This window comes from Deinococcus misasensis DSM 22328 (assembly GCF_000745915.1).
Taxonomy (GTDB): Bacteria; Deinococcota; Deinococci; order Deinococcales; family Deinococcaceae; genus Deinococcus_C; species Deinococcus_C misasensis.
On record NZ_JQKG01000005.1, the window covers coordinates 103,395 to 129,969 of the forward strand.

Sequence of the window (26,575 nt, forward strand, 5' to 3'; positions counted from 1 at the left end):
GGTGCAGTTCCATTGCAACATCGGTCTGGACTACATTCCAGACTTTTTGATGTACAATTCAAAACCCACAATACCACGGTGATTTTCCTGAACCAGAGCAAAATCCTGTAATTGCAGATACTTTCTGACAGTGTCTGCGGCCAAGAACTTGATGCCACCGGCGCCCAAAAAGGACTGAAGTCCCTTGCCTGCAAAGGTCTGTGCAGGCATCAGATACATCAAGTAAAGCAAACCGTTCTCGCGAAGCGCCCGGGCAGATTGGGTAAGCATGTCTTGCCACGAAGACGTCTCGTTGAGGGTTCCAGCAATCACCACACCATCAAATGAAACAGGTTGAAACAGCGTCTCCTCCATGATGCCACATTTGCGGTGCAAACGGGGATGGCGGGGCAAGTGTTTCAGAAACACCTCCGAAAGGTCCAGAGCCGTGACGGTGGCCCCTTCCTGCACCAACACGCGGGCATAATTGCCCGTACTGGTGCCCACATCCAGCCAGTTTCGACCGGACACCGGGCCAACCCAGTCCAGAAATTGCCTGAATTCGCGCTCCAGAGGAAAATCCTCACCCGTCATCAAAGAAATGGAGCGTCTGCGCCAGAGGTCGTAGCCCAGAGCGGTCAGCAGAAGTTTGTTGCTGCTCTGGGCAAGGGTCAATGAAGAAGACATGCCCCATTGTGCCCACAGGCTCTCAATGACACCGTAAACCAGCCTGCCATCGTGAGAAAGCACTGAGGGCAAGATTACATTGCCCTGAAGCCAACATGCAGTGTAAAACACACAACTGCAGGTCTCATGATCTGTTAGGATTAAGGCGATGAACGAGAGGAAACCCATTGGGAACGCTTTTATGGATGTGATCAACGCCTTCATCCGCGTGGTGAAAGCCGAGATCGCTGAAGTGTTCCAGAATATTGGCGCACAAATCAAACAGAAGGGTCTGGGCGTGCTGATCATGCTGGCTGCCCTGTTCCCATTGCTGGCAGCAGTGATTTTCCTGCTGATGGCCCTTTACCAACTGCTGTCCCTGTGGCTCCCTTCATGGGGGGCGTCTCTGGTCATGTTCTTGCTGTCTTTGCTTTTGACCGGAGGCATGGTGATGTTCGCATTGAAAAAAATTGGAGGCACCGACAACGATGACCCAGTCTGATGAAGCCAAACGCCACCTCGAAGAAAGCCTCAACACCCTGCAAGAAAGCACCAGCCTGCACGTCAAATTGCAACAGGATCCCCTCAAAAAAATTGGGGTGGCTGTGGGCGCAGGTTTGTTGCTGGGTGTCCTGATTGGACGCAGCACCAAAAAAACCAAAATCGTCAAGGTGGCTGGCGGAAAAAATGTTGAGCAGGCCAAGGAAGCCGCTGCCAGCAAAGGTGCCCTCAGTGGCGTGATCCTGACCGCAGTGGGCGGCTTGGTCCTCAAAGTGTTGCAGGAAAAGGTGCTGGCCCCTAAACTGGAAGAACTTGCCGACCAGTTGCTGGAACGCACCAAAAAACCCACCAATGACCAGTCCCAGAAGAAACACTAAACAAAGAGACACCATCCTGCACGTCATTGAGGCCGCCAGAGGCCCCTTAAGCGTGCAGGAAATTCTCGATCAGGCCCAACAAAGCCTGCCCAAACTTGGCATTGCCACGGTGTACCGCACCCTGAGAATGCTCCAAGACGACCACCAGATCAAAACCGTGATCCTCCCGAGCGGAGAAAACCGTTTTGAGAAGGCCAACCTCGGGCACCACCACCATTTTCAGTGCCTGAAATGCGGAGAAGTGGTGGATCTGGACATGTGCCCCCTCAACATTCCCACAGGAACTCTGCTTCCCGGCGGTTATTCCGTAGAGGCGCATGAACTGACCCTGTACGGCACCTGCCCGAAGTGCCAAGATTCCCCTGCCTTTCGCTGACGCTCTATAGCATTTGACAGAAGCATAAGAGGCTTTCTCTCTGGTAGAGGTTTTTTGAGATAGGAGGGTTCAGAAGAACCCTCCTATCTCACTGTCAAACGCATTAAAACAAGCTGTCCTCCTCAATGAGGGGGACAGCTTCGAACGCAGTGAGAAGCAGGGGGTTTACAGGCTGATCAGGAAGGGATCTTCCAGAGACTCGCAGATGTAACGCACAAAGCGGGCAGCATCGGCCCCGTCAATCAGACGGTGGTCGTAGCTGAGGCTGAGGGGCATCAGGAAGCGAGGCTCGAATTCGCCTTTGTCTTTGTTCCAGACGGGTTCAAAGCTGGAACGGCTGACCCCGAGGATCGCCACATCTGGTGGGTTGACGATGGGGGTAAAACCATAACCACCAATACCACCCAGGTTGGAGATGTTGAAGACGCCTCCAGCCATTTCATCGGGTTTGAGTTTGCGGTCGCGGGCTTTGCCTGCAATTTCACCCAACTCGATGCTGATTTCGGTGATGGACTTGCGGTCCACGTCTTTGATGACCGGCACCAGCAGGCCCGAGGGGGTGTCCACAGCGATTCCGAGGTTGATGTAATCGCGGTAGATGACCTGTCCGTTGGCCACGTCGATGGCAGCAGCAAATTTGGGGAATTTGCGCAGGGCGTTGGCGACCACTTTCATCAGGATGGCGGTCATGGTCAGCTTGCCACCGGCTTTTTCCACTCTGGCCCCGAAGGACTTGCGGACCTGTTCCATCACGGTGATGTCGGCTTTGTCGAAGTGGGTCACCATGGGCACAGATGCCCATGCGTTGGCCATGCTGCGAACGGTGGCTTTGCGCACCCCATTGAAGTCTTCCTTGCGGATGTTGCCCCACTTGCTGAAGTCGGGGAGGGGCTGGGCCTGTACAGCTGGAGCAGCCACAGCAGCCACCTGTGCAGCGGCAGCAGGAGCGGTGACGGTGGGGGTTCCGGCAGTGCGGCGCACGTCTTCTTCAGAGATGCGTCCGGCAATGCCAGTGCCAGCCACGGTGTTGATGTCCACGTTCAGTTCGCGGGCCAGACGGCGCACGCTGGGGGCAGCGTGGGCGACCTGACGACCATCCATGGCCACCAGAGCAGGTGCAGCTTTGGGACCTTCATTCTGGGCAATCTGGTTGCCGGGAGCCTGTGCAGGAGAACCCTGATTGGCAGGCTGAGGCTGGGCCTTGGGGGCTTCAGCTTTGGGTGCAGCCTGAGGAGCAGCAGGAGCGCTTGCGCCACCTTCCAGCACCAAGAGCACGCCACCCACAGGCACACTGTCGCCTGCTTTGACACGCACTTCTTTGACGGTTCCAGCAGCTTCTGAAGGCACTTCAACGACGGCTTTGTCGGTTTCGATTTCCACGATGGGCTGGTCTTTGGAGATGGTGTCTCCGGCTTTCACCAGCACATTGACCACGGTGGCAGAAGCGATGTTGTCACCGACTTCGGGAAGCTTCACTTCGGTGGAGGCACCACCAGAGGCAGCAGGTTGGGGAACCAGAGTGCCTTCAGGCTCTGCCACAGGAGAAGTGGAGGCGGTCTGGTCGGTCTGGGTGGCAGGAGCAACCACACCGGAGGCCCCCTCCCCTTCCAGCACCAGAATCACGCCTCCAACTGGCACGTTGTCGCCGGTTTTGACTTTGATTTCTTTGACGGTACCGTCGCTGTCAGAGGGGACCTCTACAACAGCTTTGTCGGTTTCAATTTCAATGATCGGCTGGTTGGCTTTGACGGTGTCGCCCACTTTCACCAGCACGTTGACCACGGCAGCAGACGCAATGTTGTCGCCCACCTCGGGGAGTTTCACTTCAGTAGCCACGCATGTCTCCTTTCAACAGGAACAGAATAGTCGAACCTTTTCCACTGTACTGCATGAACCCACCCGAGCTTTTCAAATTGTCTCGGGTGGGTGCGGTGTAGGTTATCGGGTCACAGGGTTGGCACGGTCAGGGTTGATGCCAAAGTCCTTGATGGCTTTTTCGACCACCTCGGGTTTGACTTTGCCTTCGGTGCACAGGGCATAGAGGGTTTGCACCACAATGTGCTTGGCATCCACTTCGAAGAAGTCGCGCAGGGCTTCACGGCTCTCGCTGCGTCCGAAACCATCGGTCCCGAGGGTCCAGACTTTGCGGTCGAGGTGTCCGTTCAGACCATCGGCGGTGAGCTTCACGTAGTCAGAGACACTGACGATCACGCCGGGAGCGCTCTCCAGTTGCTGCTGAACAAAGGACTTCTGGGGCTCCTGGGTGGGGTGCAGCATATTGTGGCGCTGCACAGCCAGAGCGTCCTGGTGGAGTTCTTTGTAGCTGGTGACAGACCAGATGGAAGCGTCCACACCGTAACCCTTGAGCATCTCTTGGGCTTCCTGAGCGGCCAGAATGGCAGGACCAGAGGCCAGAATCTGCGCTTGCAGTTTGGCTTCTTCCAGACCGCTCTTCTTGAACAGGTACATCCCTTTGATGATGTGCTCGAACACGGTTTCTCTGGGGAGGTACTCGGGCAGGGGGGCTTGCACGTAGTTCTCGTTCTCTACAGTGATGTAGTAGAAGATGTCTTCCATGTCGTGGTACATGCGCTTGAGGCCATCTTCGATGATCACTGCAATCTCGAAAGCGAAAGCAGGATCGTAGACCTTCAGGTTGGGCACCACGTAGGCTTGCAGGAGGCTGTTGCCGTCTTCGTGTTGCAGGCCTTCCCCGTTCAGGGTGGTGCGGCCCGCGGTGGCCCCGATCATGAAGCCTTTGCAGCGCAGGTCTCCGGCAGCCCACACCAGATCCCCGATGCGTTGCATGCCGAACATGGAGTAGTACACATAGAACGGAATGGTGGGCACACCAAAGTTGGCGTAAGAGGTGCCTGCCGCAATGAAGCTGGCCATGGCTCCGTCTTCGGTGATGCCTTCTTCCAGCATGTGGCCGGTTTCGGACTCTTTGTAGGCCATCAGGGTGCCAGCGTCCACGGGGGTGTACATCTGGCCTCTGGGGCTGTAAATGCCGATTCTGGGCACCAGAGCGTCCATGCCGAAGGTGCGGGCTTCGTCAGGGATGATGGGGATGACCAGTTGACCCACTTCTTTGTCGCGGATCAGTTTGCTGAGAACCTGCACAAAAGCCATGGTGGTGGACACTTCACGGCCACCTGAACCTGCATAGAACTCGTTGAAGAAGTCAAAGCTGGGGGTGTTGAGGGGTGCAGCTTTCACTTCACGGCGAGGAATCAGGCCACCCAGAGCTTTGCGGCGCTCCAGAGCGTACTTGACCTCGGGGGAATCGGGGCCGGGGTTGTAGTACTCAAGGTTTTCCACCTGCTCGTCGGTCAGGGGAAGGCCGAGGAAGTCACGCAGACCGAGCAGGCTCTTTTTGTCGAGCTTCTTGACCTGGTGGGCCACGTTTCTGGCCTGTGCACTGTCTCCCAGACCGTACCCTTTGATGGTGCGGGCAATGATGATGCTGGGGCTGCCTTTGTGCTCGGTGGCGGCCTTGTAAGCGGTGTAGACTTTTTTGAAGTCGTGACCACCGCGGTTCAGGCGGTCAAGGTCGGCATCGGTCATGCCTTCGATCAGGGCTTGCAGCTCAGGGGTGTTGAAGAAGCGTTCACGCAACTCCTTGCCACCAAAGGCAGCGTAACGCTGGGATTCGCCGTCCACCAGTTGCTCGAAACGGCGCACCAGAGCACCGGTTTTGTCTTTCTGGAGGAGTTTGTCCCAGTTGCTGTCCCAGATCACCTTGATGACGTTCCAGCCTGCTCCACGGAACAGGGCTTCGAACTCCTGAATCACTTTGGAGTTGGCACGCACTGGACCGTCCAGACGCTGGAGGTTGGCGTTCAACACAAACACCAGGTTGTCGAGGTTCTCATAGGCAGCAAAACGAATGGCCCCGATGGATTGGGGTTCGTCCATTTCACCGTCGCCAAGGAAAGCCCAGACTTTGCCTTTGCCTTTTTCCTTCAGGCTGCGGTTCTCAAGGTATTTCATGAAGCGGGCCTGATAGATGGCCTGCAAGGGACCCAGACCCATGCTGACGGTGGGGAATTCCCAGTACTCGGGCATCAACCAGGGGTGGGGGTAACTGGAGAGGCCGGGCTCGTCTTGCAGTTCACGGCGGAACAGGTCGAGCTGCTTCTCATTGAAGCGGCCTTCCAGAAAGCTGCGGGCATACATGCCGGGGCTGGAGTGGCCCTGAAAGAAAATCAGGTCACGGTCCACACCTGCGCCATGTCCACGGAAGAAGTGGTTGTAGCCCACTTCGAGCAGTTCTGCGGCAGAAGCATAGGTGGACAGGTGTCCCCCAATGCCATCGCTCTTTTTGTTGGCACGGATCACCATGGCCACGCTGTTCCAGCGGTTGATGTTCATGATCCGGCGTTCCATCTCGGCGTCACCAGGGAACTCGGGTTCACGGTGGGCAGGGATGGTGTTGATGTAAGGGGTGTTTTGCTTGTGGTGGATCTTCACCCCGTGGAAGTAAGCGTATTGTTTGAGTTCTTCCAGAATCTCCTGAACGCGTTCGTTGCCCGCACTGCCCAGCACATAAGCCAGAGAGTCGAGCCATTCCTGCAATTCCACGGAGTTGAGTTTCGCAAGCTGGTCAGGATTGAGGGCAGCTCGCGCATTGTTAACATCTGCCATGATGCATTGACCCCTTTCTTCGCCAGTAGTGTACTTGGTGAGCAAGTAAACCACTTCAGAGACAAATATACTTTAACTGCCCGAGGCCATTCCTGCATAGAGCTGAATCTTAGATCTAATTTTGAGGCAGGAAAAAGCCGGGCAAGGAACGGATGGTTCACGTCCTGAAAGCCAACATTTTACAGTGTAGGGTTTGTGGAAGGTGTTGGATGTCATCCATTTGACGTTCCCACCCACCAAAGAAAAAATGCCGGAAAGTCCCGACATTTTTCAGAAAGAGAGAAGCGGTGGGGGCTTCTCAGGCCACTTGCTCGAACACGTAGAAGGCCACCAGAGCCACCAGCACCCCAATCCAGCCGGGTGCTTCGCCCAGGTTGAACTCGAAATCTTTACCGATCACGGTTCCACCCAGACGACCAATCAGCTTCTTGCCGTTTTGCTGGGCTGCAACATCCCAACCGACAATGGGGCCACCAAGGCGTCCAGTCACGCGGTCTACACCACGCAAAGTGAGTTCTTGATCACCGATGCTGCCCACCAGTGCACCGTCTTGAAGGTGAACTTCGACGTTCAATCCAGCGGCAGTTCCCTGCACGCCTGTTTCAGTGATCTCAAGGTTAAAGCTTTTACCTGCGAGTTTCCCACCGACGCGACCCTTAATAAAGTCACCGTCCAGGGCACAGCGCACGTCATATCCTGCGGCGCCGTGAAAACGACCAGTCATGAGTTCTTCAGTCACGCTAGGTAGTATAGCAAAGGAATTCTGAAAAATGCAGAAATGCAAGCTGCGCAGAGGCAAATCCCATCCATAGCCACTTTCAAGGGCCTGCCCAGACGTCAAACCCCATCTGGACCTTGTGTGGATGCCCCATAAATTCACCTTTATACTGCGAATCATGTTGTGGTTTCAGCGCAACCTCACCCTGCCCGCCAAGCCCAGAGGCTTTCACCTGATCACCCCTGATGTGGTTCAGGCCCTCCCAGAGATCCGTCAAATTCAAATGGGCATGCTGAATGTGTTCATCCAGCACACCTCTGCCAGCCTGACCCTCAATGAGAATGCATCTCCAGATGTGCGCCGCGATTTTGAACGTTACTTCAACCATGTTGTCCCAGACAGCACCCCTTATTTTGAGCATGATTATGAAGGCCCAGACGACATGCCTGCCCACATCAAAAGCAGCCAGCTCGGGGTCAGCCTTTCCATTCCGATCCAGCAAGGAAAGCTGGCCCTTGGAACGTGGCAGGGCATTTACCTTGGAGAGCATCGGGACCGTGGAGGGTCCAGAAGACTGGTGATCACTGCATTTGGTCAGTGATCCGCTTCACGTAATTGTCCAGCAAATAATCCTTACGCGTGTAAGCCTGACCTACTGCAAACTCAACCCTTGTCACCCGGTACCGTTCAAACAAAAGCACCAGAGCTGCCCTGACCAGAGCCCTCTGGTACCACTTTTCCATGGTGTCTGCTGTGAACTTGAGATGCCCATCCTGAAAAACCAGAGCCGGACACTCTGGGGCATTCAAAGCGGTGAAGGTGATGCCTGTCTCATGCTGGTCAGAGATGATCTTCAATCCCGAATCTCGAATCAGGTGGTCGTACTGGGGTCTGGCGTGTTTTTCGGCATACATTTCATAGAGCAGTTGTTGCAGGTGGTGTTGCTCTGAGCGCAGCCTTCCCTCTTCACGCTGGGACAAACGGGTGAGTTCGGTGAACAGGGTTTTTTGAATGTCCTGAATGCGGTCTTCGGCTTTGTCAATGCGCTCAGACAATGAAGGTGGAGGGGGCGGAGGGGGTGGATCTCCAGCCAGTTCACGGAAGGGATCAAGTGCTTCGGTCCGTGTGAGGGTGCTGTATTCCTTGAGCACCCCATCTTCCAGCGTCCAGAACCGGGTGCCCACATTGCGTGCAAACATCCGGTCGTGCGTGACGATGATGCATGCCCCCTGAAAACCGTTCAGTGCCCTTTCCAGAGATTCCAAGGTCTCGATGTCCAGATGGTTGGTGGGCTCATCCAGAAACAGCAAATCTGCTTTGGAGTGGGCAATCAGGGCCAGCCCGGCCCGGACCCTTTCTCCACCAGAGAGTTCAGCAGGGGTTTTCTCCCATGCCCAACCCAGAGCGTATTGTCCCAGCAAAGTGCGTGCAGTGCGCTCTGGGTAAACCTGCGTGAATTGTTCTTTGAGGGTTTCGGTTTCCGAAAGGCCGTGGTGCTCCTGATCCAGATAATTGAATCGGGTGGTGTAGTAGCGCACCTCGGCTTGTGGATCGGTGGAATACCGCTTCCCAAGCAGCATCTCCATCAGGGTGGTTTTGCCTGAACCGTTGGGGGCAATCAGCATGATGCGGTCCCCTTTGCGCACTTTCAGGTCAGCTTGTCGGATCACCTCACAATCTCCGTACCGCATGGTCAGGTTGCGACCCCACAGGAGCATGGGGGCTCTGGTGTCTGAACTGCTGAAAAACATCTGGATTTCGCGTTCTTTTTGAGGGGCTTCCGTTTGCTCGATGTGCTCTGCACGGCTGCGGATGGGTCGGGGTTTGGCTCCCCAGAGGCTTTGCTGATCGGCCACCTCGGTCAGGCGCAAACGTTCATGCAGGGCTTGCTGGTGAAGACGTTGAAGGGTTTTGCGCTGAATGGCCCGTTCCATGCGGGTTTTGCTGAACCCTCCGGGGTAAACCGTGAGGGTTTGCTGATCGATGTACCAGCTTTTCTGGGCCACCTGATCCAGCAAGGTCCGGTCGTGGGACACCACGATCACCGCCTGCTTGCTGCGTTTGATGCGGTTTTCCAGCCATTCCCGCATGCGGATGTCCAGATGGTTGGTCGGCTCATCCAGAAGCAGCAAATCAGCAGTGTCCAGCAAAGTCAGGGCCAGAGCAAAACGGGTCTTTTCGCCGCCAGAGAGGGTTCCCAGCAACTGGTCCAGTTTGCCGTCCAATCCCAGCACAAACAGGATGCTTTTGGCCCGGTGCTCGTAGGTGTAACCGCCTTCCCGTTCGTATTGCTGGTGGAGGTCGTCCCACTGGGCGAGCAACTCTGGGCGCTCTCCCATCTGGATTTCCAGTTCACGCAACTCTTGTTCCTGCACCAGATGGGGATTGAAAGCCCGCACAGCTTCCATCACGGTCAGGTGCTCTGGCAGGGTGGGGTTCTGTTCCAGCAGGCTGATTTTCAGATCTTCGGCTTTCCACAGGATGCCACTCTGGGCTTTGAGGCGTCCGGTGAGCAAGTTAAAAAGGGTGGTCTTCCCTGAGCCGTTCTGTCCCATCAGGGCAATTTTGTCTCCCGAGGACACACTGAGGGCTGGCACATCGAACAACAGCTTCCTTTCGGTTTCAAAATGCAGATCGGTGAGTTGGAGCAGTGTTCGCATGCTTTCATGGTACTGGAAGCCTGTGGTGCAGCAAATCCGCACAACATTCAGGGGTTCTGGAACAAATGGCGGATGAAACCTTGCAACCATTTCATCTGCAAGCACCGTACAGTACAGACAGGAGGACCCATGACTCAACTCACACAGGGGCAGAGGATGCCCTTGCCTCAAATCGTTTCCGGCCAGAGCCTCACCATTGGCATTCACATTCAGGGAACAGGACTGGTTTTTGATGTGTCGTGTTTTGGAGTGGACCACGAGGACCAGCTTTCCGATGACCGTTATTTTGTGTTCTTCAATCAGAAAAGCTCTCCAGAGGGGGCCATCAAACAGTTGGGTGCTCTGGGAGGGGATCTGGAGCAGTTTCAGATTGAACTGTCCCGCTTGCCTGCATCCATCAAAAAGCTGGTTTTTGCTGTGACCATTGACGGCTCAGGCACCATGTCGCACATCCAGAGTGGACATTTCCGCATTCTGGAAAATGGACAGGAAAAAGCCCGTTTTGCTTTTGGTCCTCAGGGGTTCACACAGGAAAAAGCCATCATTGTGGCCGAAATCTACCTGAAAGACGTCTGGCGTCTGCTGGCTCTGGGTCAGGGCTTTGCAGGAGGCCTCAGTGCCCTGCTCAAAAATTATGGCGGTGAAGAGTCCGATGCAACCCCCCAGTCTCCCCCACCGCTTCCCACACCTGCACAACCCACACCCGCTCAACCCACAGTGAACCTGAACAAAGGGGTCCTCTTGGAGAAAAAAGTGCAGGAAAAAGCCCCAGCTCTGGTCAGTCTGGTCAAAAAAGTCAATGTGGTCCTGGAGAAAAAACAGCTTCAGGACGTGGTGGCCAAAGTGGTGATGGTGATGGACGCCTCTGGGAGCATGACCTCAAGTTACATGAACGGCACCGTGCAAGCGGTGGTGGACCGGGTGGGCGTGGTGGCCATGCGCCTCGATGATGATGGGGCTCTGGAAAGCTGGTTTTACGCAGACCGCTGCAAAGCCACCCCGGATGTCACCCTGGACAACATTCATAACTACGTGAAAAACCACGTCAGAGGGCAGTTTCTGGAGATTTTCAAAGGGCTCGGGGTGGGCAACAATGAGCCGCCGATCATGCGTGCCTTGATCGACAAACACCGCAACTCGCAACTTCCGGTGCTGGTGGTTTTCATCACCGATGGAGGCATCTACAAAGCCGAGGAGATTTCCAGACTGCTCCGTGACGCCTCAAATTTACCGATTTTCTGGCAGTTTGTGGGGGTGGCTGGAAGGGGCTATGGGGTGCTGGAAAAGCTGGATGACCTCTCGGGTCGGGTGATTGACAATGCCGATTTCTTTGCCGTGGATGACCTGCGCCTGATTTCCGATGACCAGCTTTTTGAACGCATGCTGAATGAATTTCCGGGCTGGATTCAGGCTGCGAAAGCCAAAGGCATCCTGAGATGAGGGACAAACAACCCCTTCCTGTCATGTGGTTTACCTCTGGTTCACTTGTGCAGATCTTTGGTTCAGTTTGCACGTAAACCACAAGCAACATTGTCCTGTTGCGGTGACAGCAAGATCGGCGTGTGGCGTGGAAGTATACACCCAGACTGTCACAACCCGAGTAACGATTGCAGAGGGGCCTGAACTTTCGGGGTATACTCCGGGATGGAACAAGCGCACAAGGGTCAAAAAACCCTTAAGGAGGAACGTTTTGAAACTCCACGAATACCAAGGTAAAGAACTGCTGCGGCGTTTCGGCGTCAACGTGCAGGACGGCAAAGTCGCCTACACCCCTGACGAAGTTCGCCAGATTGCACAGGAATACGGTCAGTCTGTGGTCGTCAAGGCCCAGGTCCACGTCGGCGGACGTGGCAAGGCCGGTGGCGTGAAATTCAGCCCCACCCCGGACAAGGCTTACGAAAACGGCCAGAAAATTCTCGGCATGGACATCAAAGGCCTGACCGTGAAAAAAGTGCTGGTCACCAAAGCCGTGGACATCGACAAGGGCAAAGAATACTACGTCGGCATGATTGTGGACCGCAACGTGCAATCCTACACCCTGATGGCCTGCGCCGAAGGTGGAATGGAAATTGAAGAACTGGCCGTGGAAAAACCCGAGGCCATCATCAAGCACCGCGTGGACCCCGTGGCCGGACTGCGTCCTTACGAGGCCCGCGAAATCGCCCTCAAGGCTGGCTTTCAGGGCAACCTGAACAAACTGGCCGACATGATGGTGAAAATGAGCAAGGCTGCCTTCGAACTGGACGCCAACCTCGTGGAAATCAACCCCCTGTTCGTTGGTGAAGACGGCGTTCCTCTGGCCCTCGACACCAAATTCGATGTGGACGACAACGCCATGTACCGCCACAAAGACCTCGCCGACTGGCGCGAACTGGAAGCCGAGCACCCTCTGGAAATCGAAGCCAGCAACTACGGTTTCGCTTACGTGAAACTGGAAGGCAACGTGGGCGTGCTGGGCAACGGAGCAGGCATCGTGATGACCTCTCTGGACGTGGTGAATCGCGCCGGAGCCAAGCCTGCCAACTTCCTTGACATTGGTGGTGGCGCCCGCGCCGACATCGTGTACAACGCCATCAAACTGGTGTCCAAGGACAGCGATGTGAAAGCCATCTTCATCAACATCTTCGGGGGCATCACCCGCGCCGATGAAGTGGCCAAAGGTGTGATTCAGGCCCTGAAAGACGGGATCCTGACCAAACCCGTGCGCATGCGCATTGCCGGTACCGCTGAAGAAGAAGCCAAGGCCCTTCTGGCCGAAGTCAACAGCGACCTGATCCAGATGTACCCTGACATGTTCCAGGCCGCAGAAGCTGCTGCTCAGGAGGCCAACAAATGAGTATCCTGATCGATCAAAACACCCAAGTGCTCGTGGTGGGCATGACCGGACGCGAAGGGGCCAACCACACCAAAGCCATGCGTGAATTCGGCACCCAAGTGGTGGCTGGTGTCACCCCCGGCAAAGGTGGCCTGACCCACGAAGGTCTGCCTGTTTACAACAGCGTCAAAGATGCACAGGCCAACCACCAGATTGACTGCGCCATCATCTTCGTGCCCCCCGCTGGTGCTGCAGATGCCGTGCTGGAATCTGCCCACGCTGGCGTGCCCCTGATCGTCCTGATCACCGAGGGTGTGCCCACCATCGACATGATGCGTGCTGTGCAGGAAGTCAAGCAACTGAACGCTGCCAGCCTTGCCGAAGGTGGCAAAGGCATCCGTCTGATCGGTGGCAACTGCCCCGGTCTGGTGTCCAGTGGCCTCAGCAAAATTGGCATCATGCCCAACAAAATTTACAGCGAAAAAGGCCGCATCGGTCTGATTTCGCGCTCTGGCACCCTCACCTACGAAGCCGCCAAGCTGCTCGGTGATGCCGGGCTGGGAACCAGCACCACGGTGGGCATCGGCGGAGACCCCATCATCGGCACCACCTTCGCTGACGTGCTTCCCCTCTTCGAAGCCGACCCCGAGACCGACGCCATTGTGGTCATCGGTGAAATCGGTGGCGCAGACGAAGAAGCCGCTGCCGAATACATCAAAAACCACATGAAAAAGCCCGTGGTGGCTTTCATCAGTGGTCGCAGTGCCCCCAAAGGCAAGCGCATGGGTCACGCAGGCGCCATCATCATGGGCAACGTGGGCACCCCCGAGTCCAAACTGGCTGCCTTTGCAGATGCCAACGTGCCTGTGGCAGACACCATGCCCCAGATCATTGACCTTGTCAAACAGGTTCTGAACAAATAAAAGCAGCTGAATTGTTTTCACTTTGCCTCTGGTGATCAGGGGTAAGTGAAAACCCCAATACAAAGCACAGGGTTCATCCCTGTGCTTTTCTTTTGCAACAGATGCCACTTTCAGAGTAAATTGGAAGCAAATCCAAACGTTCCTGTGCGGGTGCATCAGGGCTTTCTTTCCCATGTGCTCCGCACATTTTGCTTTTGGTGGGACCCCATCACAAATGTTGTGGTGTGTCTGCATCGAAAAACGACACAGGCATTCCGTACCCTTTGCGTCTTCAACCATTCTCCTCGGGAGGGATCAACCCATGCACATCTGCACCTTCGACACAGAAACCGTTGCTTCCAAAGAAACCCTCTGGCAACTGTGGACGCAGCCCAAACATTGGCCCACCTGGGACATTGAACTGGATTCTGCAGAGCTTTCAGGGGCATTCAAACAGGGCGCAACCGGAACTTTCAAATACAAAGACGGTTCCACCAGAGCATTCACCATCATCAAATGTGTGATGCTGGAGAGCTATGTGTTGTCTGTGCAATACAGCAAAGGGGTGGAACTCACCATCACCCGTGACCTTCACCAGCAAGGCGACAAAGTGCATTTCAGGCAAGAATGGAACCTGAATGGTCCTCCCCTGACCATGTTGTTTCAACGGTCCAAAAAAGACCTGCTGTACCAGCAAGGCCTGAAACAAATGGAAATTGTTCTGAAGATGCTCAACAACGAATATTCTCCCTTCAAAGAAGGGGCGGGCTCTGGGGCCAAAAGCTCTGCACTGTAACATCAAAACAAGATGTCAAAAAGAAAACAAGGAGAGGAAATTTTCTCTCCTTGTTTCAGTTGAATCTTCAGATGACTCAGAAAGCAATGTTTTCGTTGGTGATCTGGGTGACCGTGCAGCTCTGGTAAACAGGCACTTTTGCTCCAGAAGTGAACGTTGCAGTGACATTGTCGGCGGTGGCACGCACCCAGCCTCGGAAGTCACCCACCTTGTTGGAAACCGTGACAGTTTTGACCTTGTCCTCTCCCTTGGGAACAACCACAATGGCTTGCTTGTCCACCGAAGCAGGCAAAGGGTTGGTCTGGCTGTCTGCACGGAAAACAAACGAATAAGAAGTGGCATCACTGGACAATGAGCTGGCAGGCACAGAGGTTCTGAACTTGTCGTCCACTTTTTGTCTGGTTTCACTGTAGAGGCCCAACTCCAGAGCATCAAGGTCAGCGTTGGTGTTGAATTTCAGGGCAACCAGGGTGGTGGAGGATTCCGTGCCGTTGAGGTTGGTCACACGGTCACAACCCACAAAAGTCCCTCCAGCAGTGCGGTATTCGGTGCGGATCTGCATGGTGCTGGTGAGGCTCAGAACAAAAGCCACACTGCAGGCAGAGAGGGTGACGGTTCCAAGGGCAACAGGTAAAAGCCATTTTTTCATGTGGTCCTCCGGGGAGATCAGAAATCAAAAACACGTCTGGTTCGCCTGCCATGTCAACAGGCACAAACCTTCTGGCTACAGTCTGCCCCATTTCTGCTGACCATCCATTAGACCGCCATTTATTTGAATTTTAGGGAGTGTTTACCAAGCGTTAAGGGTTCAAGGTCTGGTGGATGGTTTGAAGCAATTCACCATTGTCGTGGGTCAGTTCCCAGAACATGATTCCCTGCAGGTTGCGCAACTGCATGTATCTGATTTTGGCTTTGATGGAACGTGGATTTTCGAAGGTGATGAATGTTCCCTGCTGGGCATCAAAAAGATAAGGGACTTCCGCTTCCAGATGATAGTAAGGTGCAAACCTCTGGTTGGAATCCAGAAATTCTTGCACCAGCAGCCTGTAATCCAAATCTCCATCAAAACACTCCCCAGAGTGTTTTTGGAACAGCCCGGTGTTTTGTGATGGGAGGTTTTTCCACATCCGGCCATAAAAGGGAATCCCGAGCACCAGTTTCTCTGGTGGCACACCCAGATGGATGGCTGTTTGAACCGTCTGGTGGGCACTGTACTGGGTTTCAAGGGGTGCATTTTGCACAGCGAACAAATTGTTGTGAAAGGTGGTCAAGGGTTGAACTTCACCTGTGAAGTCATAGGTCATCAGGTGGATGCGGTCTGTGACGAGAGAGAGTCCTTTGAGGTCAAAATCGTGGATCAGACGCTCTGGAGCGGCAGGAACCGCAACAGACAATTCGTAGGTCTGGCCAGTGTCCTGAGCAAGCAAATCCAGAGCTGCCCGAAATTCTTGCATCAGGAGGGTGAAATGGTGGGCGTCTTCAGGGTGATGGTGGTTGTGGTCGGGGCCACCCTGTGTGGGGTATTCCCAGTCCAGATCGAAACCATCAAAAATGCCTGCTGCATGTTCTGGAAAAACATCGGCAACGCATCCCAGCAAAAATTGACTGATGGCCGATTCGATGAACTTTGCTCTGGATTCGGCAGTGCATGCCATCTGACTGAAGTGCTGTGATCCCATCCAACCCCCAATGGACACCAGCAGTTTCAGATGGGGATGCTGGGCCTTGAGGTGCCTGAAGGCCGCAAAATTGCCTTTCAATGCCCCTTCTCCTGTGCCCACTTGAAAACCTGTCTCTGCTTTTAAATCAAGGTGTTCATCTGGCAGGGTGCAGAGGCCCTCTGGCGAAATCCCAGCAAAGGCATAACACACATGGGTGAGCATGGTGGCAGGAATGTGGGAAACAGGGAATGCACCGGATTTCCATGAAGGGAAGTAAGCAATCACAGCAGTCATGTGTTCATCACACCATGGTCAGGGTCAAATTCCCATCATGATTCCAACAATGTCTGATGGATGCACAGACACACCTTCTGAGCCACAGCGCCTGGCAGCCATTTTACAAAAATGTGACATGATGGGCAGGATTTTTAAGGCCAAACTCGGGGTTTGCCCGATTCTTTGATAGATGCTTTGCCTGAGTATGCAATCTGTATACAAAATGTTAAATTGCACTCACTCAAAAAAACAGCCTGCGCCTTCGGGGCATGGCCTTAAGGAGTTGTTTGTGAAAAAATTGCGTGCATTGTTGGCCCTCACCTTTGCTTCTGTCGCCCTGACCGCCTGTGGCACCGTCCAGACCCCAGAGAACAGCAACACTGAAGTTTCAGAACAGATCGTTTATGGCACCATCAGTGCTGTGGGCAGCCGTCCTTACATGGTCGCGGTGCAACGCTCCAATGCCCTGACCCGCAATTGGTGTGGAGGCAGCCTGATTGCCAGCAACTGGGTGATGACCGCGGCCCACTGCGTGGAAGGCTACACTGCCAGCAGCTTCAAAGTCCGTGCAGGGGTGTACAACCTGTCCAGTTCAACAGAAGGACAGACCCTCAGTGTCTCCAACATTTACATCCACCCCAGCTATTCAGATGTGGGCTATGGGTATGACATTGCCCTGCTGAAACTGTCTGCCAATGTCACCCACCCCAATGCGGCTCCTGGAGCCATTCCGAGCAGCACTGTGGACTCCACCCTGGTCCAGAGCGGGCAAACCGCCACGGTTTCAGGATGGGGCCTGACTGAGTTTGGCTCCTCTTCCAATCAACTGCGTGAAGTGACCATTCCCATCACTCCAGATGGATCCCCTTGTGGTGGCACACCCGCCAACACCATCTGTGGACCTTACTATCAGGGCAAAGATTCCTGCAATGGAGACAGTGGTGGTCCTCTGGCCCGCAGGTACAACAGCAAGAACTACATCCTTGGCATCGTCAGTTATGGTCCCACCGAGTGCCGGGGTCAGGGGGTTTACACCAGAGTGGGCAAATATGCCAGCTGGATTCGCAGCATCTCTGGTGTGGTTGCACAGTAACACCAGAACCAGCAACAGCAGAGTCAAATGGAAAGTATTGAACCTCTCGGGCGTCACCCGAGAGGTTTCTCATGCATATAACTGATAATTGAGTATCATTAATCGGTATGAAGCGTTTTCTGTTCCTGATGCTTGCACTGGGCACCTCTGCCCACGCCAAAATGAATGTGGTGGTCACCATCCAGCCTTACTACAGCATTGTGAAAAACATTGCAGGCGACAAAGCCACCGTCACCCGACTGGTTCCTGTGGGAGCCAGTCCAGAGATTTTTGAACCCACACCTGCAGACATGAAAACCGTGTCCAGAGCCAAAGTGGTGTTCATGAATGGCCTCGGGCTCGATGAATGGTTGCAACCGGTCATCAAAAACAGTGGCACCAAAGCCACCGTTACGGAGTTTGGAGAGGTCCTCAAATTCAAACCCATCGTGGCTGAAGAACATGCTGGAGAATCTGAAGAAGAACACGAAGGACACGGGCACGAAGGAACCGACCCTCACATCTTTCTGGATGCCAGCATCATGGCTCTGGCTGCCACCCGTGCTGGAGCAGACCTTGCCAAAGCCGATCCAGCAAATGCCAATTACTACCAATCCAGAGCCAAAGCCGAAAACCAGAAGCTTTTGAAGCTGCATGCAGAGCTGAAGTCCAGCCTCAAACCTGTGGCAGGCCAGAAAATCGTGACTTTTCATGGGGCTTTCAACTACTATGCCAGAGCGTATGGCCTGAAGGTTGCTGCTGCCATTGAACCTTTTCCCGGCAAAGAACCCAGTGCACGCTATGTGACCGAAGTGGTGAAACTGATCCGGCAGCAAAAAGTCAAAGCGGTGTTTGCAGAGCCTCAACTTCCAGAAAACGCAGCACGCACCATTGCAGAGAGTGCAGGAGCAAAATTGTTTGTGCTTGATCCAGAAGGAAGCAAACTCAGCAGCGATTACTACGGCATGATGCGTTACAACCGGGACAACCTGCTCAAAGCCCTCAAGTGAACCCCAACAAAAACACCCGCGTGCCGCCGCGGGTGTTTTTGCAGGAAAGGAGAAGAGGAAAGGGAGCCCTCTGGGGGTTTTATTGGACTTCTTTGTCGGTCTGAACGTCGCCGATCAGGACGTAACTGTCCAGTTTGCCTTGTGGAAAGATCAGCAGGTTCAGTTGCTTGGCAGAGCCACGGTTGGCTAGGGCCACTTCGTTTTTCCAGCCTGAAGCTTCGGTTTTGAAGTTGGAGGCATTGAGGTCCACTTGCAGGTCCGTCCATGAATTGGCTTTCAAGTCATATTGCACAGATTCGTGCCATTGCCAGTTGCCTGTGGAGATGGCCACACCAATTTTCATGTCCTGATTGGTGGGGTTGTAAACTTTCACATTGAACACGCCCACATTGCTGAAGTTCCAACCTGCATCTTTCATGGTGCTCATGACCACTTTGGCATCTGGCTTGCTGTTGCTGTTGAAGGCCAGTTTGTAGAAATTGCCCTGCATTTTGCCGGGATAATTGGCTGTGGCAGGTCTTTCTGTCAGAGACGGCACTTGTGTGATGGTCCCTGAGATCTCAGACCAGCCAGGAACTTCCCAACGCATGGCCACATTGAGCAGGGAGAAGCCAGCAAACCCAGTGGCAGGGGCAGTTGCTGCAGGCTGAGCAGGTGCAGGTTGAGCCACAGGTTGCTCTGCTGCTGGAGCAGGTGTTGCTGCAGGCTGGGGAGCAGGGACACTGGAGGAGGTGCTCTGGGTGGCTGTGGGGGCACAAGATGCCAGAGCGAGCGTGAGGGCAAATGCAGCAAGGGGTTTCCAGGTGACGTTCACATTCATTGCACAACCTCCAGAGAAGGAACCAGGTTCAAAAATGCCACCTCCTTCAGGGGTTGAGGAGGTGGAGCACGCAGACAGAGCACCTTGGTGGGCGCAAGGAGAAGGGTGCTCTGTCTTTCACTGCTGCAAAGTGTCAGAGGGATCGGCAGTGCAGGCGAAGCAAAGTGAAAGAGTGGGCCTGTTGTTACGTGTCTTGTTTAGTAAAATACAACTTTGTTTACGTCTTGTCAAGCGGTCTCAATTGAGCGTTTCAATCACCATTTTCGCTTTACATCTGACTTCACAAAGCCGATGGCATCTTCGTTATTCAACTAAACAAACTTCTCACTCTTTCACATCTCACTAAACATCAAAAAAGCCCCCTTGCGGGGGCACTGGAATCCTGTGGTTCAAGCAAAGCGGGTGATGCGTTCAACCGTGTGGCGGTGTGCAGATTTGCCTTCTTCGGCAGCTTTGCCCACAGGGAGCAAGGCAGCAATCTGGACATGCTCAGGAAGGCCAAGCAGTTCTTTCACTTGTGCAGGGTTGAAACCCAGCATGGGCACAGTGTCATAACCCAGACCTCTGGCAGAAAGCATCAAGAAGCCCAGCACAATGTTGGCCTGGGTGTTGGCCCAGACAGCACGTTGCTCCACAGACAGACCACCAAAAGAACCTTCGAAGGTTTGACGCTGACGGGTTTTGCCCTCATCGCCATACAGGGGGTGGGAGGTCTCCTCTACAGTGGCCATCACGTCTTCCATGTCGCTGTAAACCACGATGGTGTAAGGAGCAGAGGTGATTTGGGTTTGTCCATAAGCTGCGGCTTTGACTTTTTCTTTGAGCTCGGGGTTTTCAATCACCACAAAACGGGCGGGTTGTGCATTGAAAGCAGTGGGAGCCAGGCTGCCCAGACGCAGAATTTCCAGCAAGTCTTCTTTGGGCATGGTGGGTTCATACTTGCGGATGCTGTGACGGGTCTCGATGGCTTCTTTCACGGGGAGGGTTTTGGTCAGGGTGTTTTGCATATCGCTCATGAATTGATAGTAGTATATTTTTTAAATTGTTATGTGACTTATATTGCATTCGATTTTTTGCGCTATACTGGATGCATGACTGAAGATGGTTTTTGCCCCGTGCATCACGCCATTCAGATCTTGCAGGAAAAGTGGACATTGCACATCATCCGCACCCTGCTGCAAGGTCCGTGTGGTTTCAATGAACTTTCCAGAGCGGTCGGTGGTTGTAACCCCGCCACCCTGACCCACCGTCTGGAAAGCCTCGAAGAGTTGGGGTTGGTCAAGAAAGAAGTGCTGTCCATGATGCCGCCCCGCTCCAGTTACAGCCTGACTCCCGCAGGCGTCGAACTGCAAGGGGTGGTCGATGCCATTGGGAAATGGGCCATGAACCATTTGTCCACTTGCAAAGCCAAAGCCCAGAGTGTAAAATAGAACGGTTGGCTTGAATATGTAACTTTTGAAAAGTTACTGGAGTTTCAGGCCATGGGTAAGACGCCTCTGGACATGACTTTCTTGGGGGAGCACTTACCCAAGAAAGGGTTACAAATGCAGTTTAGTGATTTTGACCTCCACGCTGAGGTTGTTTCTCGTCTTGCCGCGCGTGGAATCGTTACCCCCAGCCCCATCCAGGCCGAGAGCCTCCCACACACCCTCAACGGGAAAGATGTGATTGGACGCGCCCGGACGGGCACCGGCAAAACGCTCGCCTTCGCGTTGCCCATCATTGAAGGCCTTGTGCCCAGCAAAGAATTCGGTCGCGCACCTCGCGCACTGGTGCTGGCACCCACCCGCGAACTGGCCAAACAAATCGCCGAAGAATTCAACCAGAGTGCCCCCGGGCTCTCCATCACCACCATTTACGGTGGATCCAGCTACGTCATGCAAGAGAAAGCTCTGGGACGTGGCGTGGACATCGTGGTGGGCACCCCCGGACGCATCATCGATCACCTGGACCGCAAAACCCTGGTGCTCGATGAAGTGCAGTTTGCTGTGCTGGATGAAGCCGACGAAATGCTCAACGTGGGCTTTGCAGAAGATGTGGAAAACATCCTGCGCCACACTCCCGAAGAGCGCCAGACATTGCTGTTCAGCGCCACTTTGACCGATTCGGTGATTCGTCTGGCCCGCAATTACATGCGCGCCCCCATCACCGTGGACTTGATCGGTGAAGACGCACCCAAAGCAGCCCAGACCGTAAAGCACCTTGCCGTCAAAGTGGGACGCAGTCGCACCCGCGTGCTCGTGGACCTGCTGAGCGTGTACAACCCTGAGCGTGCCATTGTCTTCACCCGCACCAAGCGTGAAGCCGATGAACTCGCCCTCGAACTCATTGGTCGTGGCATCGAAGCCGAAGGTCTGCACGGTGACCTCGCACAGGCCCAGCGTGAACGCGCTCTGGCTGCCTTCCGCAGTGGTCGCACCCGCGTGCTGGTTGCCACCGACGTGGCTGCCCGTGGCCTCGACATCCCTGAAGTGGACGTTGTGGTGCAATACCACGTTCCTCAGGACCACGAGTCTTACGTGCACCGCTCTGGACGCACCGGACGCGCCGGACGCAACGGGGTGGCCATCGTGATGTACACCCCCAAAGAGCAGTACGCCATCCGTCAGCTTGAAAATGCCACCGGAGCCCGCTTTGAAAAAATCGAGCCCCCCACCCCTGCTGAAGTGTACGCCTCCAACATGCGCAACGTGGCCAACATGGTCAAAAACGTGCCTTCCGAAGTCTCTGGAATGTTCCTCGGTCAGGCCGAAGAACTGATGGCCGAGTTCGGCGTGGAAGCCCTCGCCAAAGCACTGGCCCGCATTGCTGGAGTCACCGAGCCACCCCGCAGCGTCAGCCTGTTGAGTGGCGAAGAAGACTTCGTGACCGTCACGCTCCGTGCTCCCCGCATGACGGTTCCCCGTGCTGTGGCCCTGATTGCCCGTGGTCTGAACATCGAGTCCCGCTCCCTTGGAAAAGTGCGCCTCTTTGAAGGTGGCGCTGTGGCAGACATCCCCACCGACCGCGTGGAAGAACTGCTGGCCCTGAGCCCTCTGGAAGAAAAAGTTCAAGTGGTGAAAACCCAGGAACTGCCAGAGCTGCTGGAAACCCCTCAACGTGAAGACCGTGGTCCCCGTCAGGGTGGCGGTTACCGTGGCAATGACCGTGGTGGATACCGTGGCAACAACGACCGTGGTGGCGATCGCGGCGGATACCGTGGCAACCGTGAAGGTGGCAGCGGAAGCAGCGACCGCGAAGGCGTGTACGCTGGCAACCGTGAAGGTGGCCGTCGTCCTTACCAGAACCGCAAGCGTTACTGATCGTCAAAGCCTTAAACCTCCTGCTTGATCGCAGGAGGTTTTTTTGTGTGTTTCACACTGTCATGCTGGTCTCAGGAACTTGACATGAAGAAAGTTCGTATCGGGATTTGGAGGAGCCCCAAATGCCCAGAGGCCACAACAAAGACCGTTTTCAAATCATGGGTTACATTGCTGTTTTGATGGTGTCTTTCATGTTGAGCTGGCACATCCTGTCTGGCTTGCTTGAAAAACTCTGACATCCAGCAACAAAAAACCCGGACTTTGCCGGGGTTGGGTGGTTTTTGCTTGCTGCTCTGTTTTTTACAGGTTCAGGGTTAGAGTTCCTCTACGTATAGGTCTTCCCCATCCACTATGGCTTTGTACAGGCGCACGGCCTTCACGGCAGGCATCTTGGTGGCTTTGCCTGTGGCCAGTTCGAAGCGGGCACCGTGGGCCTCACAGGTGATCTGGCCCTCCTCAAGACGGCCCCCTTCCAGAGCCACACTCTCATGGGTGCACATGTTTCTCAAGGCATAAAATTGGTTCTGGTGGTTGACCACCAGAACACTTTGACGTCCCACCCGCACACTTTTCTGGGTGCCCTCGGGCAGGTCCTGAATTTTTCCAACCAGAACTCGCATGGTTTCCAAATTAGCACGCCTGAAGGGCAAGGACTGTCATTTGCGTCCGAAGACCACGTAATTGCTGAACCCTTGCGGTTTCAGGGCATTGATCTGGTGGGTCAGACCGGGATAACCGGGTCCCACCTGCAAACCCATCCAGAGCGGTCTCGGGCTGCGGCTGCGCAAGGTGTAAGCCAGCACCTTGAGCGCCGACACATTGGTGCTGTAGGCCATGGGAATGAACACATCAATGCCTTTCCAGCGGGTCCAGACCTGCTGGGTTTCGGGTTTGTAGAGGGGATAATAGGCGTTCACCGCAGCGGTGACCAGTCCTTTGCCTCCGGCTTCACGGTAGGCTTTGCTCATGCCCGAGGCGGCCTGTGCCAGCACGTCCTGACGGAAACTGTACCACTTCATGTTGGTGACACTGGCTTTTGAAGCGGTTTGCTTTTCAAAGGTGGCCACAGACTGAGGGTGATAACCGAAATCGTCTTTGGAGGGATAACGCAGGTAATCCAGATGCAGACCCACCTCTGGATAATTTTCAGCAAGTTCGGCACTGAGGTTGTACACCACCTGACGCACCTCAAAGAGGGCAGGATCCGCAAACCCCATGTGCAAACCCGTGTCTCTGCTGCGCACCCCACTGGCACTCAGGGTTTCCCATTCGGGATGCTCATCGAGCAGACCTCCAGAGATGCCGTACTGTTTCGGAGGTGCCCAGTAAAACACCTCCAGCCATGCATGCAAACGCAACCCGGAGAAAGCTGCCGCTTCTGCAAACTCATTGAGCAGGTCACGGCCTGTCAGCTCTGGACGCATTGGGGCCACTGCAGACGGATAAATGGTCATGCCGTGGTAAAACGTCTCGATGAAAACATCGGTGTAGCCTTCTTTTTTCAAATCGGCCATCAGGGCTGCCACATTTTGAGCCGGTGACGGTCGAACCCACACCCCCATGATTCCCTGCCGAACATTGGCCGCAGGCAGCGGAGGCAAATCGGGAATCACGATGTTCTCGGGGGTCTCCTGATCCAGCACACCCTCTGGGGCCTCTTCCTGAGCAAAGGCCAGAGAGGTGAAGGTGCACATCACCAACAACACATAACGCCACCATTTCATGGGATTCACCTTAGCAGGGAATTGTGGAAGGGGGGTGATAAAGCGGTTAGGCATGGGTGGGTCATGGGCATTTTTACCGAGCAGAAATGCTCAAGTAGGGGCGAGGCGTGCCTCGCCCCTACTTCTGCCTCCGCTTACAACTTCGGCAAATTTGGCACCGACTGGCTGCAATTGCTGGTGATCTGCAGGATCTGACACACCAGTTGCCCGGTGGAATTCACGCCTGCTGCACCAGAGGGGGCTGGAGCGTAAACCCGTTCTTTCCAGATTTGCCAGATCATCATGCCGTCACCGGGTTTGCCATTGGCCTTGATGTAATTGGCAAGGGTTTCCACGTTGTAGGCTTTGCTGGCGTCGTTCAGGCCGTCGTACATGAAGTTGCGCCATGTGGGGCCGTAATCCACGCCAGCTTCTTTGTTGAGTTTGAGGACTGCACCTCCTGCACCTTCAGGAGCAGGTTCCAGACCCATGGCAATGGGACCACTGTAAATGGCACGGTAAGATTCAAAGGATTCTCTGGGGTCAAAGTAAGTGCCTGCATCGTAAGACATCAGGTTGATGTGACTGAGTTTGCTGCCCTCTTTTTTGACGAGGTTGTACATGGTGCCACCATAAGGGGAACCCCACTGCACTTTGCCTTCTTCCCACTGGGTGCCTTTCACGTAATAAGCCCCTGTGGACCATGCAGCAATGGAAATCCCGAACTTCAGACCTCTGGATTGGATGGTGCTGTAGGTGTTGTTGAGGATGTTGATGGCTTTGGTGTCCCCGGGGCAACTGAAGTTGGTGGCATCTCCAGAGCAGGCACCTGTGGGGGCTTCCCAATCGAGGTCCACGCCATCCACGCCCAGATCTTCGGCCAGATCGATCAATCCAGAGGGGTTGAAGCTGTCCCAACCGTGCTGTTCGTTGGAGTAGGTCCATCCGCCCACCGAGAGGTACACTTTGGTGCCTCTGGCTTGCAGGGCATCGATGTTGGCAATCAGTTTTTTGGCCTGCTCGGGGGTCATTTTGACCGGCGGGCTCCAGGGGTTGGCGGCAGCCCCTTCCACGAATTGCAAGCCGGTGTTGGTGTCGCTGAAACCGTTGACCAGATAATCGCCCTTTTTGTAGGCCAGTTGGGGTTTCACGAAAGACAGGTTGACATGGGTGTAATAGCTCGGGATGTTGGCTGGCACCAGATCGTTCAGGCTGGTGTTCCAGCTTCCGGCATAACCCACATAAATCCGGTTGGGTTGAGGGGGGGCAGGCAGGTTGACGGTGGCACCCACTGCTGTGCTGGTGGTGCTGTTTCCGGCAGCATCAAACGATTTGGCAGTGTAGCTGTAACTGCCGTTCTGGGCACCGCTGGTGAAGGGATCAGCGTAAGTGTAAGGGGCGGTGGTGTCGGTGTTGATCAGGGTTCCATTGCGGTAAAACTCCACTTTGGTGACACCCACGTTGTCGGTTGCCGTCGCACTCAAGTTGATGTTTCCAGAAGCGGTCAGGTTGGCTGGCGAAACGGTCAGGCTGGCTGTTGGAGGTGTCGTGTCTCCAGAGCCGGGAATGTTCACTGTGGCGGTCACAGCAGCGCTGGTTTTGGTGTTTCCTGCAGCGTCAAAGGCTTTTGCAGTGTAACTGTAAGAACCATTCTGGGCACTGCTGGAAAAGGACTCACTGTACTCGTAAGGAGCGGTGGTGTCGGTGCCCACCAGAGCCGTTCCCTTGTAGAATTCCACTTTGGTCACGCCCACGTTGTCCGTGGCATTCGCAGTCACTTTCACCGAACCCGCAGCGGTCAGGGAAGCTGGACTGACGGTGGCAGAAACCGTGGGAGCGGTGGTGTCAGAGGGTGCACCTGCACAAGATTGACCATTGATGGTGCATGCGGTCACGCCACTGAAGGCTCCGGTGCCAGAGTAAGACACCGTGACGCTGCCTCCAGCAGGGATGTTGTTTCCACCCCAACTGTTCGGAGTAATGGTGTAGCTTCCATCGGCATTCTTCACCGCATTCCCACCTGCTCCCCAGGGGGTGCCAGAGAGGCCTGCGTTGCCGTTGAATTTGAAGTTCAGGGTCCATGTGCTTACGGCACTGGTGGTGTTGTTGGTGAGGGTGATCAGTCCGTTGAACCCTCCATCCCACGTGCTGCTGGTGCTGAACGTCGCGGTCAGTCCTGTGGCCTGTTTGTTCAATACAGCGCTGGGAACTTGGCTTTGCAACTCACTCTGGCTGCACGCGGCAAGCCCGAGGGTCAGAAGAAGCAAGGTGGTGCTTTTCAGATGTTTGATCAT

General features: G+C 54.8%; 24 protein-coding genes. 12 read left to right on the top strand and 12 right to left on the bottom strand.

The genetic code is table 11. The features are described from left to right. Positions 1-30: 30 nt before the first annotated feature. Entirely contained in the window at positions 31-666 is a 636-nt protein-coding gene (locus tag Q371_RS05685; protein ID WP_169743794.1) for a class I SAM-dependent methyltransferase, read from the bottom strand. A 148-nt stretch (positions 667-814) separates the two neighbouring features. Between Q371_RS05685 and Q371_RS05690 the strand changes: the two genes are divergently transcribed. The 3 genes from Q371_RS05690 to Q371_RS05700 are packed head-to-tail and all read left to right on the top strand — an operon-like array spanning position 815 to position 1,899. Then, positions 815-1,147, top strand: a complete 333-nt coding sequence (locus Q371_RS05690) for a phage holin family protein (RefSeq protein ID WP_084571248.1) — start codon at positions 815-817, stop codon at positions 1,145-1,147. Next, positions 1,134-1,523 (top strand): DUF883 C-terminal domain-containing protein, encoded by a 390-nt coding sequence (locus tag Q371_RS05695; RefSeq protein ID WP_034337349.1) that lies wholly within the window; start codon positions 1,134-1,136, stop codon positions 1,521-1,523. Before Q371_RS05690 ends, Q371_RS05695 begins: the two co-directional genes overlap by 14 nt. After that, positions 1,498-1,899, top strand: coding sequence for a Fur family transcriptional regulator (locus tag Q371_RS05700; RefSeq protein WP_034337352.1), 402 nt, complete (start codon positions 1,498-1,500; stop codon positions 1,897-1,899). The genes Q371_RS05695 and Q371_RS05700 overlap by 26 nt, the downstream gene beginning before the upstream one ends. Positions 1,900-2,064: 165 nt before the next feature. On the opposite strand, the gene aceF is transcribed toward Q371_RS05700, so the two are convergent. The 3 genes from aceF to Q371_RS05715 form a co-directional block, all read right to left on the bottom strand. Further along, a complete protein-coding gene (gene aceF, locus Q371_RS05705) occupies positions 2,065-3,735 on the bottom strand; it encodes a dihydrolipoyllysine-residue acetyltransferase (RefSeq protein WP_034337355.1) in 1,671 nt (556 codons plus the stop codon). Between the two features lie 102 nt (positions 3,736-3,837). Continuing rightward, positions 3,838-6,546, bottom strand: a complete 2,709-nt coding sequence (aceE, locus tag Q371_RS05710; RefSeq protein ID WP_034337357.1) for a pyruvate dehydrogenase (acetyl-transferring), homodimeric type — start codon at positions 6,544-6,546, stop codon at positions 3,838-3,840. Between the two features lie 298 nt (positions 6,547-6,844). Further along, on the bottom strand, positions 6,845-7,270 hold the full coding sequence (locus Q371_RS05715) for a hypothetical protein (protein ID WP_034337359.1): 426 nt from the start codon (positions 7,268-7,270) through the stop codon (positions 6,845-6,847). A 175-nt stretch (positions 7,271-7,445) separates the two neighbouring features. Here Q371_RS05715 and Q371_RS05720 point away from each other — a divergent pair, with 175 nt between their 5' ends. Continuing rightward, the gene (locus tag Q371_RS05720) at positions 7,446-7,865 is read left to right on the top strand and encodes a secondary thiamine-phosphate synthase enzyme YjbQ (RefSeq protein WP_034337587.1); all 420 of its coding nucleotides are present in this window, start codon (positions 7,446-7,448) and stop codon (positions 7,863-7,865) included. Here the strand turns inward: Q371_RS05720 and Q371_RS05725 are convergent. Next, positions 7,846-9,924: an ABC-F family ATP-binding cassette domain-containing protein gene (locus tag Q371_RS05725; protein ID WP_169743795.1), complete on the bottom strand. Its 2,079-nt coding sequence runs from the start codon at positions 9,922-9,924 to the stop codon at positions 7,846-7,848. The two genes, Q371_RS05720 and Q371_RS05725, sit on opposite strands and share 20 nt — an antisense overlap. Positions 9,925-10,053: 129 nt before the next feature. On the opposite strand from Q371_RS05725, the gene Q371_RS05730 reads away from it, so the two are divergent. The 4 genes from Q371_RS05730 (at position 10,054) to Q371_RS05745 (ending at position 14,437) form a co-directional block, all read left to right on the top strand. Continuing rightward, positions 10,054-11,364: a vWA domain-containing protein gene (locus Q371_RS05730; RefSeq protein ID WP_034337361.1), complete on the top strand. Its 1,311-nt coding sequence runs from the start codon at positions 10,054-10,056 to the stop codon at positions 11,362-11,364. 250 nt (positions 11,365-11,614) lie between these two features. Next, positions 11,615-12,760 carry an ADP-forming succinate--CoA ligase subunit beta gene (gene sucC, locus Q371_RS05735; RefSeq protein ID WP_034337363.1) on the top strand — a complete coding sequence of 382 codons (1,146 nt, stop codon included), beginning with the start codon at positions 11,615-11,617 and terminating at the stop codon, positions 12,758-12,760. After that, positions 12,757-13,662 (top strand): succinate--CoA ligase subunit alpha, encoded by a 906-nt coding sequence (sucD, locus tag Q371_RS05740; RefSeq protein ID WP_034337365.1) that lies wholly within the window; start codon positions 12,757-12,759, stop codon positions 13,660-13,662. The genes sucC and sucD overlap by 4 nt, the downstream gene beginning before the upstream one ends. A 301-nt stretch (positions 13,663-13,963) precedes the next feature. Then, positions 13,964-14,437, top strand: coding sequence for an SRPBCC domain-containing protein (locus Q371_RS05745; protein WP_034337368.1), 474 nt, complete (start codon positions 13,964-13,966; stop codon positions 14,435-14,437). A gap of 76 nt (positions 14,438-14,513) precedes the next feature. Here the strand turns inward: Q371_RS05745 and Q371_RS05750 are convergent, their stop codons facing one another. Both Q371_RS05750 and Q371_RS05755 read right to left on the bottom strand, forming a co-directional pair. Further along, a complete protein-coding gene (locus Q371_RS05750) occupies positions 14,514-15,086 on the bottom strand; it encodes a hypothetical protein (RefSeq protein ID WP_034337371.1) in 573 nt (190 codons plus the stop codon). 151 nt (positions 15,087-15,237) lie between these two features. After that, positions 15,238-16,392, bottom strand: a complete 1,155-nt coding sequence (locus tag Q371_RS05755; RefSeq protein WP_034337373.1) for a glycoside hydrolase family 18 protein — start codon at positions 16,390-16,392, stop codon at positions 15,238-15,240. Between the two features lie 271 nt (positions 16,393-16,663). On the opposite strand from Q371_RS05755, the gene Q371_RS05760 reads away from it, so the two are divergent. Both Q371_RS05760 and Q371_RS05765 read left to right on the top strand, forming a co-directional pair. Further along, positions 16,664-17,467, top strand: a complete 804-nt coding sequence (locus Q371_RS05760) for a S1 family peptidase (protein ID WP_034337375.1) — start codon at positions 16,664-16,666, stop codon at positions 17,465-17,467. 107 nt (positions 17,468-17,574) lie between these two features. Beyond that, positions 17,575-18,456, top strand: coding sequence for a metal ABC transporter substrate-binding protein (locus Q371_RS05765; RefSeq protein ID WP_034337379.1), 882 nt, complete (start codon positions 17,575-17,577; stop codon positions 18,454-18,456). Between the two features lie 79 nt (positions 18,457-18,535). Here Q371_RS05765 and Q371_RS05770 read toward each other — a convergent pair whose 3' ends face one another. Next, positions 18,536-19,276, bottom strand: a complete 741-nt coding sequence (locus Q371_RS05770) for a hypothetical protein (RefSeq protein ID WP_034337382.1) — start codon at positions 19,274-19,276, stop codon at positions 18,536-18,538. A gap of 389 nt (positions 19,277-19,665) precedes the next feature. Further along, on the bottom strand, positions 19,666-20,283 hold the full coding sequence (locus Q371_RS05775) for a nitroreductase family protein (RefSeq protein ID WP_034337385.1): 618 nt from the start codon (positions 20,281-20,283) through the stop codon (positions 19,666-19,668). Between the two features lie 84 nt (positions 20,284-20,367). Here Q371_RS05775 and Q371_RS05780 point away from each other — a divergent pair, with 84 nt between their 5' ends. Then, positions 20,368-20,706: a winged helix-turn-helix transcriptional regulator gene (locus Q371_RS05780; RefSeq protein WP_034337388.1), complete on the top strand. Its 339-nt coding sequence runs from the start codon at positions 20,368-20,370 to the stop codon at positions 20,704-20,706. Positions 20,707-20,820: 114 nt separating this feature from the next. Continuing rightward, positions 20,821-22,578, top strand: coding sequence for a DEAD/DEAH box helicase (locus Q371_RS05785; protein ID WP_034337391.1), 1,758 nt, complete (start codon positions 20,821-20,823; stop codon positions 22,576-22,578). A gap of 314 nt (positions 22,579-22,892) precedes the next feature. Here Q371_RS05785 and Q371_RS05790 read toward each other — a convergent pair whose 3' ends face one another. The 3 genes from Q371_RS05790 to Q371_RS05800 form a co-directional block, all read right to left on the bottom strand. Further along, positions 22,893-23,198 (bottom strand): Rieske (2Fe-2S) protein, encoded by a 306-nt coding sequence (locus tag Q371_RS05790; RefSeq protein WP_034337593.1) that lies wholly within the window; start codon positions 23,196-23,198, stop codon positions 22,893-22,895. Between the two features lie 36 nt (positions 23,199-23,234). After that, positions 23,235-24,302, bottom strand: a complete 1,068-nt coding sequence (locus tag Q371_RS05795) for a family 10 glycosylhydrolase (RefSeq protein ID WP_034337395.1) — start codon at positions 24,300-24,302, stop codon at positions 23,235-23,237. Between the two features lie 134 nt (positions 24,303-24,436). Further along, a complete protein-coding gene (locus tag Q371_RS05800) occupies positions 24,437-26,575 on the bottom strand; it encodes an Ig-like domain-containing protein (protein WP_051963386.1) in 2,139 nt (712 codons plus the stop codon).